General features: G+C 45.3%; 12 protein-coding genes. 2 read left to right on the top strand and 10 right to left on the bottom strand.

Going from position 1 to position 15,790, the window contains the following annotated elements:
• Positions 1-31 precede the first annotated feature (31 nt).
• Entirely contained in the window at positions 32-3,496 is a 3,465-nt protein-coding gene (locus K1M91_RS01535) for a hybrid sensor histidine kinase/response regulator (RefSeq protein ID WP_232799796.1), read from the top strand.
• A 53-nt stretch (positions 3,497-3,549) separates the two neighbouring features.
• Here K1M91_RS01535 and K1M91_RS01530 read toward each other — a convergent pair whose 3' ends face one another.
• From K1M91_RS01530 to K1M91_RS01515, 4 genes are read right to left on the bottom strand one after another with little or no spacing between them, the layout of a single operon-like run.
• The gene (locus K1M91_RS01530) at positions 3,550-5,160 is read right to left on the bottom strand and encodes a glycoside hydrolase family 3 N-terminal domain-containing protein (RefSeq protein ID WP_232799795.1); all 1,611 of its coding nucleotides are present in this window, start codon (positions 5,158-5,160) and stop codon (positions 3,550-3,552) included.
• A gap of 27 nt (positions 5,161-5,187) precedes the next feature.
• Entirely contained in the window at positions 5,188-6,171 is a 984-nt protein-coding gene (locus K1M91_RS01525; protein WP_232799794.1) for an ABC transporter permease, read from the bottom strand.
• A gap of 26 nt (positions 6,172-6,197) precedes the next feature.
• Positions 6,198-7,688: a sugar ABC transporter ATP-binding protein gene (locus tag K1M91_RS01520; RefSeq protein ID WP_232799793.1), complete on the bottom strand. Its 1,491-nt coding sequence runs from the start codon at positions 7,686-7,688 to the stop codon at positions 6,198-6,200.
• Positions 7,689-7,716: 28 nt separating this feature from the next.
• Complete coding sequence (locus tag K1M91_RS01515; RefSeq protein ID WP_232799792.1) at positions 7,717-8,793, bottom strand: substrate-binding domain-containing protein; 1,077 nt, start codon at positions 8,791-8,793, stop codon at positions 7,717-7,719.
• 384 nt (positions 8,794-9,177) lie between these two features.
• Here K1M91_RS01515 and K1M91_RS01510 point away from each other — a divergent pair, with 384 nt between their 5' ends.
• Positions 9,178-9,960: a helix-turn-helix transcriptional regulator gene (locus K1M91_RS01510; RefSeq protein ID WP_232799791.1), complete on the top strand. Its 783-nt coding sequence runs from the start codon at positions 9,178-9,180 to the stop codon at positions 9,958-9,960.
• Between the two features lie 127 nt (positions 9,961-10,087).
• Here the strand turns inward: K1M91_RS01510 and K1M91_RS01505 are convergent, their stop codons facing one another.
• From K1M91_RS01505 to cutA, 6 genes are all read right to left on the bottom strand, one after another.
• The gene (locus K1M91_RS01505; protein WP_232799790.1) at positions 10,088-10,885 is read right to left on the bottom strand and encodes a hydratase; all 798 of its coding nucleotides are present in this window, start codon (positions 10,883-10,885) and stop codon (positions 10,088-10,090) included.
• A gap of 65 nt (positions 10,886-10,950) precedes the next feature.
• Positions 10,951-11,589, bottom strand: coding sequence for a response regulator transcription factor (locus K1M91_RS01500; protein WP_232799789.1), 639 nt, complete (start codon positions 11,587-11,589; stop codon positions 10,951-10,953).
• Positions 11,590-11,783: 194 nt separating this feature from the next.
• Positions 11,784-12,395, bottom strand: coding sequence for a LysE family translocator (locus K1M91_RS01495; RefSeq protein WP_232799788.1), 612 nt, complete (start codon positions 12,393-12,395; stop codon positions 11,784-11,786).
• A gap of 116 nt (positions 12,396-12,511) precedes the next feature.
• Positions 12,512-13,435: a LysR family transcriptional regulator gene (locus K1M91_RS01490; RefSeq protein ID WP_232799787.1), complete on the bottom strand. Its 924-nt coding sequence runs from the start codon at positions 13,433-13,435 to the stop codon at positions 12,512-12,514.
• Positions 13,436-13,449: 14 nt separating this feature from the next.
• Positions 13,450-15,243 (bottom strand): protein-disulfide reductase DsbD, encoded by a 1,794-nt coding sequence (locus tag K1M91_RS01485; RefSeq protein WP_232799786.1) that lies wholly within the window; start codon positions 15,241-15,243, stop codon positions 13,450-13,452.
• Positions 15,244-15,323: 80 nt separating this feature from the next.
• Positions 15,324-15,644, bottom strand: a complete 321-nt coding sequence (gene cutA / locus K1M91_RS01480; protein ID WP_232800036.1) for a divalent-cation tolerance protein CutA — start codon at positions 15,642-15,644, stop codon at positions 15,324-15,326.
• Positions 15,645-15,790: the final 146 nt, after the last annotated feature.

Raw genomic sequence — 15,790 nt, 5'->3', positions numbered from 1 at the left:
AATAGCGAAAATGTCTTAATCTGGGTTTGCCATGGATCTTGGCTGGTTAGTCGCGCCGGTATCAGTTGTTTATCTTAGTGTATTGTTTTTGATTGCTTGGTTGGGCGATCGAATCAAAGCTAAGCGTTTAAAATGGCAGCCTTTGGTGTACAGCCTTTCTATTGGCGTGTACTGCACTTCCTGGTCATTCTTTGGCACCGTGGGGCAGGCCAGCACCGACTTTTGGTCGTTCATTCCCATCTATCTTGGCCCTATTCTCGTATTTACCCTTGGCTGGAAGTTACTTGGCCGGATCATCCTCATTTCCAAGCGTGAGCATATTACCTCCATTGCCGACTTTATTGCCGCGCGCTATGGTAAATCACAAAAGCTGGCGATGGTGATCACTCTTATCGCCATTATTGGTATTTTGCCTTACATCGCGCTGCAGCTGCGCGCCATTGTAATGGGGCTTGAGTTACTCGGCACCCCGACTGTGGCGGCGGTGCAAAATGCAGATAATGCTGGCTTGATGGCGCTGTTGGTGAGTCTTGCTCTTGCCATGTTCACTATCTTGTTTGGTACTCGTAAAATTGATATTACCGAACATCATCGCGGCATGATGATCGCCGTGGCGTTTGAATCCTTACTTAAGTTGATAGCCTTTGTTGCGGTGGGGGTGTTTGCTTTATACGTTTTTTATACTGCACCTGATGCTATCACCGCGCCCATTGCAGATAAATTCAGTGCCAGAGCGGGGGCGTTTAATTGGGCACAAGGGCTAGAGATGTTAGTGCTTACTTTGCTTTCGGCCTGTGCGATGATTTGTCTGCCGCGCCAATTTCATGTCACTGTGGTAGAGAATAATCAAGGCCAAGATTTGCACTGGGCGCGCTGGTTGTTTCCGTTTTACCTATTAGCCATGGGCGCGTTTGTATTGCCTCTGGCGATGGCTGGAGACTTATGGCTAGGCGAACACGTGAGTCCCGATCATTATGTGATCAGTTTGCCAATGGCTTTTGACCACTCTTATCTTGCCATTGCCGCTTACCTTGGTGGTATGTCAGCGGCCAGTGGCATGGTGATAGTTTCCACTATAGCTTTGTCTATTATGATCAGTAACGACATTGTCTTACCCTTGTTGCTACGCCGACAAAATTTTGAAAAGAACAGCTTTGTTGAGTTTAAAGATCTGCTGATCAAGGTTCGTCGCACCGCGATCATCATTATTTTATTGCTGGCGTGGGGCGCGCACTTACTGTTTAGTCAGCTCGAGTCGTTAGCGGCAATTGGCGTGTTGTCATTTGCCGCCATTGCCCTGTTTGCGCCAGCGTTAATTTTAGGGCTGTTTTGGCGCAGCGGTAATCGCAAGGGGGTTTACATAGGGTTAACCTTAGGGTTTGGTTTTTGGCTGTTAACCTTATGCCATGAACTAAATTGGTTACCCGGTGATATAAATAGCAACTCGTTGATTTGGTTAATCACGCCGCCACAGTTTGGTTTATTTACCGATCTCAGCCCAGCTTATTGGGGTATTTTACTCAGTATTGTGTCTAATTTACTGGGCTACTTAATTGGCTCAAGCTTAACCTCATCAGCCCTAAGTGAGCGTATGCAAGCATCAGGCTTTGTTGGCAATATAGATAAAGATCCGGTGGCATTTTACCAAGCGAAAGTGCGGGTAGAAGAGTTAGAAATGCTAGCTACACGGTTTTTAGGCCGTCGTCGCGTCAAGTTACATTACACCCGTTATTCACGCATTAATGATTTAGAGCTGAAGCCCGAGATGCAAGCGCCGGGGTCACTGATAGAGCTGACCGAGCGCCTATTGGCTGGGGTGTTTGGCGCATCTTCAGCGCGGTTGGTGTTGTCTTCTGCCTTGCAAGGCCGCGATATGCAGCTGGACGAATTGGCCACCATAGTGGATGAAGCCTCCGAGCTGTTTCAATTTAACCGCGGCCTACTACAAGGGGCGATTGAGCACATCAACCAAGGGATTTCGGTGGTCGACAGCCAGTTACAATTAGTGGCATGGAATCGCCGTTATATTGAGTTATTTTCTTTTCCCAAAGAGCTGATCCAAGTGGGGCGGCCGATAGAAGATATTATGCGCTACAATGCTGAGCAAGGCTTATTAGGATTGGGTGATATTGAGTCACAGATCCAGCGGCGTCTTGAACATATGCGCAATGGTACGCCCCATGAATCATCGCGTACTCGGCTCGATGGGCGAGAAATTCAAATGCAGGGTAACCCGATGCCGGGCGGTGGCTTTGTCATGACCTTTTATGACATTACGCCCTTTCGTGAAGCCGAAAAAGCCCTTAAAGAAGCAAATGAAAACCTTGAAGCACGAGTCGCAGAGCGCACCGAAGCCTTATCCCACTTAAATGCGCAATTAATGTATGCCACTGAACTTTCAGAAATGGCGAATCACTCTAAAACCCGTTTTTTAGCGGCGGTCAGCCACGACTTAATGCAGCCATTAAATGCAGCTAAGCTGTTTACCTCATCATTAAGAGAAATGGCGAACACGCCAGAAACATCCACTCTGGCTAAGCACATTGATGATTCACTGACCTCGGCAGAAGAATTAATTGGCGATTTACTGGATATGTCGCGTCTAGAAGCTGGTAAGTTGACACCGAAACTTAAGCATTTTTATATTACCGACGTGCTCAATCAACTCGATGCTGAGTTTAGTGTGCTCGGTAAAGAATATGGGGTTAGCTTTCATACCTTGCTCGCCAATATTCCGGTGTATTCCGACCCTAAGTTACTGCGCCGGATCTTACAGAACTTTCTTACTAATGCCTTTCGCTATAATCCAAAAGGCAAGGTGCTATTGGGTGTGCGCCGCACGAAGAGACATGTTGAAATTCAAGTTTGGGATAATGGGCCGGGCATTCCAGAGCATAAACTGGCTGACATTTTTGAAGAGTTTTTGCGTTTAGACCATTCTAAAACCGCGCAAGAGCAAGGCTTAGGTTTAGGGCTTGCCATTGCTAAAGGACTCGCCAAATTGTTAGGGCATCAGTTGTTAGTGCGATCTTGGCCCAATAAAGGCACGGTATTTAGTGTGTTGATTGAGCGCTCAGCACCGCAGCAAGTGCAGGTGGTTAACCCAGTGACTCAGCCAAGTGTTGGCGTGGCGGGCACACGAATTTTATGTATCGATAATGAAGTGGATATTCTCTCAGGCATGAGTGATTTGCTAAGCCGCTGGGGCTGTGAAGTGGTAGTGGCTGAAAGTCTTGATATTGCGATAGAAAAACTGTCAAAAGGCTGGTTGCCACAAATTATATTAAGTGACTACCATCTTGGTGGCGGCAAAACCGGTCTGCAAGCCCTGCACATGTTACGTTTGCAATATGGCGATATTCCCGGCGTGGTGATCAGCGCCGATCGCCAAGATGAGATGATGCAAAAAATCAAACAGCACGGTTACCATTATTTGAGCAAGCCAGTGAAGCCGTTAAAACTCAAAGCTTTGATCCGTTCTTTATTGGATAATTAGAGTGAGCTAAACGCAAGGGAGGCTCACGGCATGAATACCGTGAGCGGTTTTCTTTACCTCACGAGACTGACGGCGCAGCCTTGTGCGGCAGTTACTTCATTGGCTAATACTTGCGCTGCAGCAGTTGCACTCTCTGGCCGTGCCGAATGGGCGCATAAGTAGTGTTTAAGATCTGGATATTGGCATAAATCGTAAGGACTACGCAGTGCCACCACCACTAAATTGTCAAAATCGCGACTGCATTGTTGCACTAGCTGCTGCGCAGCTTGTTGTTCAAAATCTTCTCCGGGAAGGGGGTGGTTCTCTGTAACCAGCACAATATAGCCTTGCTTTGCCTGTTCAGAAAGTTGTTCTAAGCTGGTTTCTTGCCAATTCAGCTGAGTGTGTTTCAGCGCGTTGATAAAGTGCGAGTATGCGGATTGTGCTTGATTGGGGCCAATCCCTCTTGGGTTGATTAAATTGCTGTAACTGGATGCTGGCGTTGCATTGATTACGTAGAGGGGTTGCTCTTGTCCATTGATGCCTCCTCGGATCCAAGTTACCCCCCCTTGCGCTGCTTGCTTGGCGACCAATGATCCTTGCGAAAAATCCGCTTCTTGATATAGCGCCATTGGCGTTAGCTTCTCCAGTTTTAAGCGCACCACGCGGCGTAGTGCTTGTTCAATAATACTTTCTGCAAGCTCGCCAGACTCCACCGCTTCAACTAGGCCGTGGATCATTGCTAACTGTTTATCCAAGTAGGCGTGGCTATGATCGTAATGCTCTTCAGATAGCATGATCATAGTGATCCCGGCTTGCATGGCCTTAATGGCCGCTTCGACCGGATGATAGTGATGAACAATGGCTCCCATATTCATACTGTCTGAAATGATAATGCCATCAAAGCCCATATCATGACGTAACACCTGCTGCAGTATGGTGGGTGACAACGTAGCTGGATGTTGAGTATCTAGCTTGGGATAAAGGATATGGCTGGTCATTACCACATCAACGCCTGCGTTGATCGCGGCTTGAAATGGAGCCAAATCGTTAGCTTTTAACTCGTCATATGACTTATTAACCTGTGGAATATCTCGGTGGGTATCACCTTGGGTGTCACCGTGGCCTGGAAAATGTTTGGCACAAGCAATAATGTTGCCTTGATGTAAGCCTCTTACGGCTCCAGCCGCATGGGCACTCACTTTATGAACTTGATCGCCAAACGAGCGAGTATCAATAATAGGAGAAGCTAAGTTAAAGTTCACATCACAGCACGGCCCCAATATGCAGTTAAAACCGGCATAGCGCATTTCGTCGCCAAATATATGATACATTTGTTCGGTGTTTTTTACCGAGTCGGCCACGCCAAGGGCTAAGTTACCTGGGCCTGTGCTTGATTCTCCCACCAGCACGCCCCAGGCACCTTCTTGGTCTACACCCAGTAACAGCGGCAGGCGCTGATGTTGATGTAATATTCCCTCTAGCCCTTTATTAAGCTGATGAGCTTCGGCAAACGTCGTCGCGTTGTCTTGACTTAAATAGCAGCCACCTAAGTTGTATTCGGCAATCATGTTTCTGGCTTGCTCTGCGTCTTTACCGGGAAACGCTAAGATAAAGAGCTGACCTATTTTTTCTTTTAACGACCATTGCTTGATGATGGCGCTGATTTGGCTATCGGCAATCATGATTTTCTCCTAAGTTAATATATTTAATTATTTTTTGCGTAATTGGCGTAGCTGACCCATGGTAAAAGTCACAGCGACAATGACGATGATGCCGCGCAATATCAGCTGTTGGTCTACATTCAGCCCCATTAAAATCAAGCCGTTATTAACCATGCCCATAATCAGTGCGCCGATCACAGAGCCGACAACAGTGCCTTTACCACCGAATAAGCTAGTGCCGCCAATGATTACCGCTGCAATCACTAACATCAGGTCGTTTTCGCCCAAGGTGTAGCGTGCGCTGTAGAGACGGCCTGAATATAAAATGCCTGCTAATGCCGCGAGAAAGCCATTAATCATCAATACATAAAGCTTTATGCGATTAATATTGATCCCAGAATACATGGCCGAGACTTTATTACCGCCCGTGGCTAAAACATGCTTACCAAAGGTGGTATTACGCAGTACAAATGCGCCAATCACAGTCACCACTAAAATCCATACAAATAAGATAGAAAAGGGGCCGATATCGCCAGAGCCAAAAATAAACGCATAAGTGTCGTTATCAATGGGAATCGACTGCAAAGATGTAGACCAACGTGCGATCCCCGTGATAATGCCTGTGGTGCCTAAGGTCACGAGAAAGGAGGGAATGCCAACCATAGTGACAAAAATACCATTGATAAAACCAATCATGGTGCCTACTAATAACGCCGCAGACACCGCAAGGAAAATACTGTCGGTTTCTTGTAATGTCAGCGCGGCCACTATTGCGGCCAGTGCTAAAGTGGCGCCGAAGGAAAGATCTATTTCGGCCGCGCTTAACACAAAGGTCATGCCCACCGCCATGATTGCGATGGTGGCGGTTTGGCGGGCGATATTCATTAAGTTAGTGGATGATAAAAAGCCTTTATCGTGGAGTGCTACCGAGAAAAAGACAAAAATACCAATAAAAACAAAGTAAATAATATAATCACGCCAGGCGATGTTGAACTTAGGTTGGCTGCTTGCCACCAGTGTTTTTTCATTCATGCTTAATATCCTTTTTATTTGTTCGGCTATTGCACTGCCGCCAGTAACTGCTCTTCGCTCATGGGCTGTTCGCTAAATTGCCGCACAATACGTCCTTTATTAACCACATAAATGACATCGCAAAAACTACCAACTTCAGCGTACTCACTCGACACAAAAATAACCCCGTTACCTTGCGCGACATATTGATTTACAATTTTCATAATTTCGTATTTGGCATTGATATCAATACCAAAAGTGGGATCGTCCAGCAGTAACACTTTGGCATCAGTAGAAAGGCACTTACCAATCACCACTTTTTGTTGATTACCGCCGGATAAGAAACGAACCGATTGATCCATTCCCGTGGTTTTGACGCCTAACTTTTTAATCGTATCGTTAACAATGGACTCACCTTTTGATTTATTTAAAAACAATGAGTTAGATATTCTTTCAAACGAAGCCATTAACACGTTATCTGACACAGAAAAATCCAGCACGAGTCCTTGTGATCGTCGTTCTTCGGGTACCATATTGATGCCCTTCTCGATGGCAGACCGAGGAGAAGCGATGGAAACTGGTTTTCCGTTAACGAAAATTTCACCGCCTGTCAGCGGCGTAAGCCCATATATGGCTTCCAGAATTTCGGTGCGCCCGCTACCGAGTAATCCGGCTAAACCTATTACTTGACCAGGCATCACTTTAAGTGAAACATGGCTAAGCATCGCGGTGCTCACGTCACGCAACTCCAACAAAGGAACTGACGCGGAGTTATCGGGCACAATTTGGCGAGCCCATGTCAGTTGAGTGTTTGCTTTTTGACCAAGCATCGCCTCAACTAATACATCAATGGACGTATCGGCTGTGGCTGTTTCGAGTACGGTATAACCATCACGCAGCACCGTTACTGCATCACAAATTCTCATGATGTCACTGAGATAATGGGTGATATAAATAATGGCAATACCTTGTGACTTGAGTTTATTGACCACCTTAAACAGCTCGTTAATTTCATTGTTTGATAGCGAAGCCGTTGGCTCATCAAGCACGAGTATTTTGGCTTTCATGGCCAAGGCCTTAGCGATTTCAACAAATTGTTGTTCGCCAACACTGAGACTTTCGACCTTTTGCCTTGGGTCGATGTTTACGCCTAAAGCAGCCAAAAAAGGAGCGGCTTGGCGTTCACGCTCTCGATTTGAAATTAACGGTGTAGTCTGCTCGTTTTGGGTTAAAAAAATATTATCAGCAATACTTAAGCTAGGGATCAGGCTGAGATCTTGGTACACCATCGCGATGCCTTTTGCTTGGGCTTCGCGAGGGCTAGAAAAATGACAAGGCTCGCCAAATAAGTGAACCGTGCCGCCATCGCGTTGATGATAACCGTTGAGCAGCTTGACTAAGGTTGACTTCCCCGCACCGTTTTGACCGACAAGCGCATGCACTTCGCCCGCTTTTAGGGTGAAATTAACCCCTTTTAATACCGGGTTGTTATCAAACCCTTTTTGTAAATTACGTGCTTCAATGACGTGCTGAGCCATATTACCTCCTTGCCTAATTGCAGCTCGTTTAATTATTAAGGGCTTTACTGACCGCTTTTGGTAGCTCTCTACGCAGCGCATGTTGCCAAGCTTGAGCTAAATTTTCGCGGGTAACGCCACTGGCGCTGACAGTCACAAACGGTGGTGTTGGCTCACCTAATTTAGCAAGGGCGCCCATATGAGCCAGAGTTTGGCCTAGGTCATAGGGTAAATCCGTCACAATGCCGGCAACATTACGCTGCTTCGCCATGTCTAAGGCATTCGCTGCGCCGAGATCCATGGTCACCACCTTGATATCACTGCGTCCTGCTGCGCGAGTGGCCGACACCACGCCTTCTGCAATGCTGTCCCATGGCGCATAAATGGCTTTAATGTCGTTAAACTGGGTGATTAATGCCGATGCGATCACCTCACCATCGTTGGCGTTTGCAATGCCTCGTTTCGCGACTATCTCAATATCAGGATAATTTTTGGCTAGGTGAGTCAGTACCGCTTGGTCTCTTTGGTTGGTGACGTAGTAGTTAGCCTCGTGGTAAATAAAGCCTATTTTTCCTTTCCCTCCTACGGATTTAGCAATCAGGTCGGCGGCAATTTTGCCCATTTGAAATAAGTCATCAGTGACAATGCCTGCGTAGTCTTTACCATGCACAAAGCCTTTTGGTAGATTACTGATCAGCACTAACTTGCTGCCTTGCTCTACCGCGGGTTTAAAGGCTGCGGCACCGGAAACAGGATCAACAACTAAAGCTATTAATATATCGGGCTTCATGGCCATAATCGTTTCAACATCGGTTCGCTGTTTGTTGGCATCAAACTCGGCATCGGTAACAGCGACGACTTCTATATTAAGTTGCCCAAAGCTATCTTTTGCGCCTGCAATTAATGCACTGGACCAGTCTGAGGTGCTATGCATCAAGATTGCAGCGGTATAAGCTTTCGTTTTTAGGCTCTCTTGTTGTTCAGTGGTTAGCTTGATATCGGTAAAGGGAGTGGCTGTTTCACCATTTGGCCCCAGCGTCGCACTCGATTCTGCTTGTGTAAATGCACTCAGTGTTAGCAATGCGGTTAAGCTTAAAGATTGGCAAATAGATCGTATTGTTTTCATCATGCATACCTTCTGTCTTAATAGTGAGGTGTATTTCTCTCGGTGCAAGAAACGCCCTGTTGTAAAATTTGTTTCACGTTAGCTATGGGTTGAGTATTTAATAGGTATTTATTCTAGGTGTTTTATAGGTGTTTTGTGCGATCGGGATCGCATCCCACCATTTTAACAAGGTGATAACAATCACAGTTTGACTTTTAAATGAGCAATATTTTGATGAGATAGTGGCGCTATGATGTAAAACCATCACGTTGTCATTTTACCTAAGTGCGAAGTTCACCACCGTTTGTTACGGGGGATAAAGTGATAAACAGGTAAAATATAGGTATTATACAGGCTGAGTGTTGGCTTATTGATAGCGAACACAGCGAGGAGATAAAGAGGTTAATGATTCATCATCAACACCCGATAGTTACGGCGCAAATGTATCAGCAGTTATTAGCCAATAATGACATTTATTTTGTTGCTTTTGATCAAGCAGAACAAATATTAGCGACTAATTATCCGGTTTCTTCGCTACAGCTTAAATGCTTGGATGATTTGGTTTTTTTAATTGGTCACACCAACATTGAAGGGCTTCGTGCGTATATTTTAAATCCCACCAGTGCGTTATCCTTTACCGTGGCTAATTTAGTGTTTGAGGTAATAAGGCTGAGTGATCCGCAGGAGCCTGCTGTGTTTGCACTGCAAATTCAGTCACGCGATGCGTTAGCGGATGAGCCGAAACTTTCAGTGATTGAGCAGGATTATAAAATTATTAATGAACTGGCGAGTTCGTTGAGCATGCTAACGTCCGCTCCGCAAAGTCAAATGCCAGAGTCGCTGCAACAAGAGGTGCGTAATAAACACTTGCCTGAGGTAGAAAAGCGGTTGCAACAACTGCAAGATCCGATGCTGAGAATGTGCTTAGAAATTGTCAAATCGAGCATGACATCATTAATTAACGATGCGCCGAGTATGAACGCTCAGTTGCTGCAAGTGCTTACCCCATCAGAGTTGCAAGTGGCTGAGTTCATTCGTGGGGGGATGTCGAGTAAGGATATTGCTAGCACCTTGAATGTGGCGCGAAAAACAGTTGAAAACCATCGCAATAGTTTACGCAATAAACTCGGTATTACTAATCGTGGTGTTAATCTCAAGAACTATCTACTGGGATTGCAGCAAAAGTAATAGCCGCGGCATCAATTATATAGAAGCCGCAGCTATGCGGTGAAACAAGTGAGAGCGCAATTCATGGCGCGAAAATGGCGCGCGATGTATCGCAGAATAAATTCTGATTCTACACTAAGTGTATGATTTAATTAGTAGGATTGATATTTATATCGCGAAATTCCAACTGAAACTCCCCTAACTTGCCATATTGAAAATGGATAATTTTGTCGAATGGTAAGCTGATGACACCCGCATATGAGCCGGTGATCACTTGTTGGCCTTTGCTTAGGCCTATGCCTCGCTGCGATAAAAAATTCACCAGCCAATATAAACCGGCACGAGCGTGGCCATCTTGATGTTTACCCACTAGTACTTGATTGGGCTCACCTTGTACTGCAATAGTGAGTTCAAACTCGCTGTAACTTAGATCGGTGGCAGCTTTGATCTCAGGCCCTAACCATACTCCTTGATTTAATAAACCATCGGCTAAGGCGTCAAAAAAGCTCGCTTGCTTAGGCGCCTCAAAGCGACTTTGAATTAACTCAAGAGCTAAGCGAGTACTGCCAATTGCATCATCAATTTCGGTTTGGCTATAGGCGCCAGCGCGCGGCGGTAAATCGCTTTTGAGGGTAAAACATAACTCGGGTTCAATCAGCGCCTTGCCGTCTGTGCTTGCTAATGGGCAGATGGTTGTTTGGTGTTGTATTTCACTTTCAAACAAGGCGCCAATAATGGTTTTATCGCCATTGGGTTGCGCGCATTTCCAGCCAATTTGTGGCGTGCTCGCTAGTTGGCTGTAATGTTTGGCGCAGGCTTGTTGAATGGCAAATGCTTGATTAAAGTTGTTTGGCCGTTGCGCTTGAGGGAGAAAAGGGCCAACTTGCTGGTGAAAACGACGTGATGCGAGTACTTGAGCGGCTTGCTCAATATCTGGATTTAGCATAGAAGACCTTAAAAACGAGTGACAATAATTGAGGAAATGCCGAGCCCTTGGGCAGGGCTCTGTGATTAATCAACTTCCATTTGTTGCAGTGCGATCACCGCCTGAGTGCGGTTGCTGACATCTAATTTACGAAATATTGCAGTAACGTGAGCTTTTACTGTGGCTTCAGAAACACCGAGTTCGTAAGCAATTTGTTTATTCAGCAGGCCCTCATTAAGCATCACTAATACTCGGTATTGCTGCGGGGTGAGTAATGCGAGTTTATCGGCAAAGTCAGACTGCTCAGGATCAACGTAATCTAAATCGATACCTTCAGGTAACCAAGGGTCGCCAGCTAAGGTTTGGTTTAAGGCGCTGACCAGTTGCTTCATCGGTGACGATTTTGGAATAAATCCCATCGCACCTAATTTTATCGCCTTGCGGATCACTGCTTCATCTTCACTGGCAGACACGACAACTATAGGCAAATCAGGGTATAAACCTCGTAAATGGGTCAAGCCAGAAAAGCCATTAGCGCCAGGCATTTTTAAATCGAGTAACAGTAAATCGACGTCTTCGGTTTGTTCTAGTAAAGCCAATAAGCCATCAATGGTATCGGCTTCAAGTAAATTTGCGTTGTTCACCGCCATATGTACCGCTTGGTATAAAGCGTTTCTAAATAGGGGGTGATCATCGGCTATAACAATAGTGTAGGGCGTGTCCATGGGATCATATCCATGTTAATAGATGGGGCTAATTTTTTACCTCAAGCTAACACCAACATGACTTTCGGTCAATTGATGCCCCCTTAGTAAGACTTTAGTATAGATCCCAGCTCACACAAATGGGCGGATGTTATTGTGAAAATTCGATCCCCGTTGCCAGTGCAACGGGGTTTTCAGGATATCTTTTGAATCGGTTAAGACATTTGAATGCCAATGATGCTGCCCAAACCGACTAAAATAACACCTGAGAGTTTGTTAATTCGTTGTTGGTTTTTTTGGAGCCAGGTATTAAGCCAGCCCGAATAGATAAAGCGGACTAGCAGTGCCCAAACCACAATGGCTTCAATGGCGATGGTTGCGGCAAAAAAGAGTTTATTGCTGGTGGAGGTTTCTGGCGACACAATTTGCGTAAAAGTCGCAACTAAGAACATTAACACTTTAGGGTTAAGCAAATTACAAAGTAGTCCCTCTAAGTAAGCATAACGTGCTTTGATCGGGCCCTTACAGGTAGACTCAAGGCTTTTTTTATTACTGCGCCATGCTTTTATGCCCAAATAAACTAGATAAGCCGCGCCGAGGTATTTCACCGTGGTAAACACCATGGGGGCTTGAGCTATCAGCATTGATACGCCAAAAATAGCCAATAACAAATGAGCACAAAATCCGGTCATGATGCCAAGAATACAACATAATGTGGTGCGTTTAGCGCCTGTGCTGCCATAGCGGATCACCATGATCATATCGGGACCTGGGCTTAACATGCCCAGTAAATTAATCACCAGTAACGTGAACAAGACTTCAGTCATAACGGTAAGAATCTAAACAAATATTAATATTTGTTTAGTGTAGTGCCGAATCGGTTATTACTTTAGTGACTTTTAAGAATTTACAGTATTCCAAAATGGAATGTGTATTTAAAAGATTAAATCGGATCCAGCTCTTGGGCTTGGATCAGTTCCGCCAAACGCGTTCTAAACCAGCGATGGGCCGGATCTTGATGGTTGCGATGATGCCACTGTAAGGTGCAATCAAATTCGTCGATTTCGATGGGTAAGGGTTTAATGGTTACAGGGTGATCTTCTGACAAGCGCTTGGCGATATGCGATGGCAAAGTCAGTAATAAATTAGATTGCGCCACCATATTAACAGCCGATGGATAAGAGCTGACTCGTAACCGTACCTTTCGCGTCACGCCTTTGTCGGCAAGGGCTCGGTCGATAGCGGTGGTTTTGTCTGTGCCAACGGTGATCACGGCATGATGATAGTCAGCAAAATCTTGCAGTGACAAACTGGTTTTTGCGCTTAAAGGATGCTCTTGGCGCATGATACAAACAAAATAGTCACGATTGATTAAGCTGGCGTGCATGTCTTTGGCGTTGGGATCTTGGATCGTAGTACCTAAATCCACCTTACCTTCTTTTAACAGTTGATAGGTTTGCTTATCCCAGTTTTGGACGTTGATACTAATATGTGGCGCCGCGCGATAAATGTCAGCCAGCGCCTTGGGCAGAATGTATTCACTGACATAATCCGTTGAGGCGATGGTGAACTCTTTGCGACATTTCATCGGGTCAAACTCTTGCGAGCTAAATAGCCCATCCATGGCTTGCACTAATTTGGCGACTTCAGGTGCCAGTTGCATGGCTTTATTGGTCGGGGTTAACTCAGGGCCCGCTTTAATTAACAGCGGATCATTAAACAACTCGCGCAGCTTCGCTAAGTTTTTACTCATGGCCGACTGACTAATAAATTGTCGCTGAGCGGCTTTGGTTACGCTCAGCTCTTGCAGCAGCAAATGTAAACTCACAATCAGGTTTAAATTAATCCGACTGATTTTTTCAATCATCTAGACGCTCTCACTCATTGGATTTCATGGCGCTGCAAGTGTTGTAAAAATTGCTCGCCAGCCATAAAGCCTGTGACACGCGCTTGGGTTAAACGCTCACCTTGCTGGTTATAAAACAAAATGCTGGGCAGGCCCAAAATATTTAGTTCACTGAGCATGCCTTGATCATCGGCATTGTTTTTAGTGACATCGGCTTGGATCAAGACCACATTTTCAAGCTGATCAATGACACCATTATGAGTAAAAGTGGCTTTTTCAAAATCCTTACAGGCCACGCACCAATCCGCATAAAAATCGACCATCACGGCCTGATTATTTTGTTTAGCAATAGCCAATTGATTTTGTAACTCAGATAAATCAGTGACATAAATAAAGCGAGACTTTAAACCTTGCTTAGTATTTTGTTGCTCGCTGATCTGTGCAGCGGTTGAGCCAATCACGGCTGTGCCCGCTAATGCAATACAAACCAGCCCCAATGTTTTTAAATGATGTGCGCTGCGCCAGAGTGCATGGGCTAAATATGCCAGTAAAGCTAAACCTAGAAGAGCAAATAACACGCTGCTTATTGTAGCGCTAATAAAGCGCTCTAACATCACCACGGCAACACTCAATAATAAAAAGCCAAATATCACTTTAATGTGCACCATCCACATGCCTGCTTTCGGTAAAAATTTACCGCCAGAGGTGCCTAGAACAAGTAAAGGTAAGCCCATGCCAAGGCTAAGGGCATAAAGTACCGCGCCGCCAAGTGCTAAATCGCCGGTGCCTGCTACGTACAATAAAGCGCCTGATAAAGGCGCAGTGGTACAAGGTGAGCAAACTAAGCCTGAGATCAAGCCCATTAAAAACACGCCTTTGACGCTGCCACCTTGCTGCTGATTGCTGACCTTATTTAAACGCTCACTGATAAAGCTGGGTAATTGCAGGTTAAACAAGCCAAACATCGACAAAGAGAGCACCGTAAAAAGCACCGCCAATGAAATCAGGATCACCGGATGTTGCAACGCAGCTTGGTATTTCAGTCCTGCCATCGCCACCACGAGACCAAGTAAGGTGTAAGTTAGCGCCATGCCTTGCACATAAGTAAACGACAGTAAAAAGCTACGTTTTGTGCTTAAGGATTGTTGCCCAACAATAATGCCAGACAAAATCGGGTACATTGGAAACACACACGGAGTAAAGGCAAGGCCAATACCAAGGAGAAAAAATAACCCCAAACTAATGAGTAAGCTTTGCTCGGACAATATATCGGCTAGACCGCTGGAGCTTTGCTGATCTAATTTTTGCTGTACGATACCATTGCTCTGTGCTGGCGTGTCGCTTTGACTTGCTGTACTCGTTTGCCCCTCTAGCGGGCTAAGATAAATTACTTTGGTTTCAGGTGGGTAGCATAAACCCGCATCGGCGCAGCCTTGATAAGTCACGCTGATTTGCGCATCGTTGGCGATGTTTTGCACATTTAATACAATTTCTGTGTCTTGGCGATAAATCACCACATCACCAAAGTAGTCATCGTGATAAGCAATGCCTTCAGGCAAGGTAGGGAGCAATATCTCAACGCCTTGCGCCTGAAAGCTAAATTGATGCTGATAGAGGTAATATTCAGGTGTAACCGCCCAGTTTAAATAGACTTCATCGTCTTGCTGTTGGTAAGCAAACTGAAAAGCCCGATCGACTGGTAAAAAACTCGGCTGCTGGCTAAATGGGCTACTTGAATTAACGCTAGTTTGACTAAAAGGTGGATCGCCTGCTGCTATCGTAGTGCTAATCAAGAATAAACTAAGAATACATGCCAAAAAACGAGTCATTTTACTACCTTGAAAATGCGTTAAGTAAAGCTACTGGGCGCATGAAAGTTGCCCAGCGATTAAATGGTTAACGTGGTTTTCTATTGTGTTACTTGATCGATCCAGTTTAAGTATCGTGGTTCACCTTGTGTTATCGGCAGCGCGATAATCTCCGGCGTATCATAGCTGTGCAGATTTTTAATAGCTTCAGACAGCTTATCAAACAAGCTGGCCGTGGTTTTTATCATCATTAGCACTTCACGATCTTGCTGTATCTCACCTTGCCAATGATACAAGGAATACACGTTAGGTTGCATGGTAATACAAGCCGCAAGTTTTTCACGTAAAATTTCACCTGCAATTTTATCGGCTTCCGTGCTATCGGGTGCAGAGCACAGCACCATAATGTATGTTTGTTGCATCAATACACACTCCTTGGATTAGACTTAAGGTTCAATGATAAGGGTATCTCGATATATAAACGAATAGATATTTTTTGTAGTGTGGACTGCGCCAGTAAACTCGCATTAGTTCTCAACCAATCATGCTAATGATTGAGTACGGATTT

Source organism: Motilimonas sp. E26, from assembly GCF_021278025.1.
GTDB lineage: Bacteria > Pseudomonadota > Gammaproteobacteria > Enterobacterales > CBDFNC01 > Motilimonas.
Note: the sequence above shows the minus strand (reverse complement) of the source record. Positions and strands in the feature narration are given on the sequence as shown.

Excerpts from the sequence above, each read along its gene's own strand:
- K1M91_RS01515 (WP_232799792.1), bottom strand. The coding sequence starts at position 8,793 with ATGAAAACAATACGATCTATTTGCCAATCTTTAAGCTTAACCGCATTG.
- K1M91_RS01490 (WP_232799787.1), bottom strand. The coding sequence starts at position 13,435 with ATGATTGAAAAAATCAGTCGGATTAATTTAAACCTGATTGTGAGTTTA.
- K1M91_RS01535 (WP_232799796.1), top strand. The coding sequence starts at position 32 with ATGGATCTTGGCTGGTTAGTCGCGCCGGTATCAGTTGTTTATCTTAGT.
- cutA (WP_232800036.1), bottom strand. The coding sequence starts at position 15,644 with ATGCAACAAACATACATTATGGTGCTGTGCTCTGCACCCGATAGCACG.
- K1M91_RS01525 (WP_232799794.1), bottom strand. The coding sequence starts at position 6,171 with ATGAATGAAAAAACACTGGTGGCAAGCAGCCAACCTAAGTTCAACATC.
- K1M91_RS01485 (WP_232799786.1), bottom strand. The coding sequence starts at position 15,243 with ATGACTCGTTTTTTGGCATGTATTCTTAGTTTATTCTTGATTAGCACT.
- K1M91_RS01505 (WP_232799790.1), bottom strand. The coding sequence starts at position 10,885 with ATGCTAAATCCAGATATTGAGCAAGCCGCTCAAGTACTCGCATCACGT.
- K1M91_RS01520 (WP_232799793.1), bottom strand. The coding sequence starts at position 7,688 with ATGGCTCAGCACGTCATTGAAGCACGTAATTTACAAAAAGGGTTTGAT.
- K1M91_RS01495 (WP_232799788.1), bottom strand. The coding sequence starts at position 12,395 with ATGACTGAAGTCTTGTTCACGTTACTGGTGATTAATTTACTGGGCATG.
- K1M91_RS01510 (WP_232799791.1), top strand. The coding sequence starts at position 9,178 with ATGATTCATCATCAACACCCGATAGTTACGGCGCAAATGTATCAGCAG.
- K1M91_RS01500 (WP_232799789.1), bottom strand. The coding sequence starts at position 11,589 with ATGGACACGCCCTACACTATTGTTATAGCCGATGATCACCCCCTATTT.
- K1M91_RS01530 (WP_232799795.1), bottom strand. The coding sequence starts at position 5,160 with ATGATTGCCGATAGCCAAATCAGCGCCATCATCAAGCAATGGTCGTTA.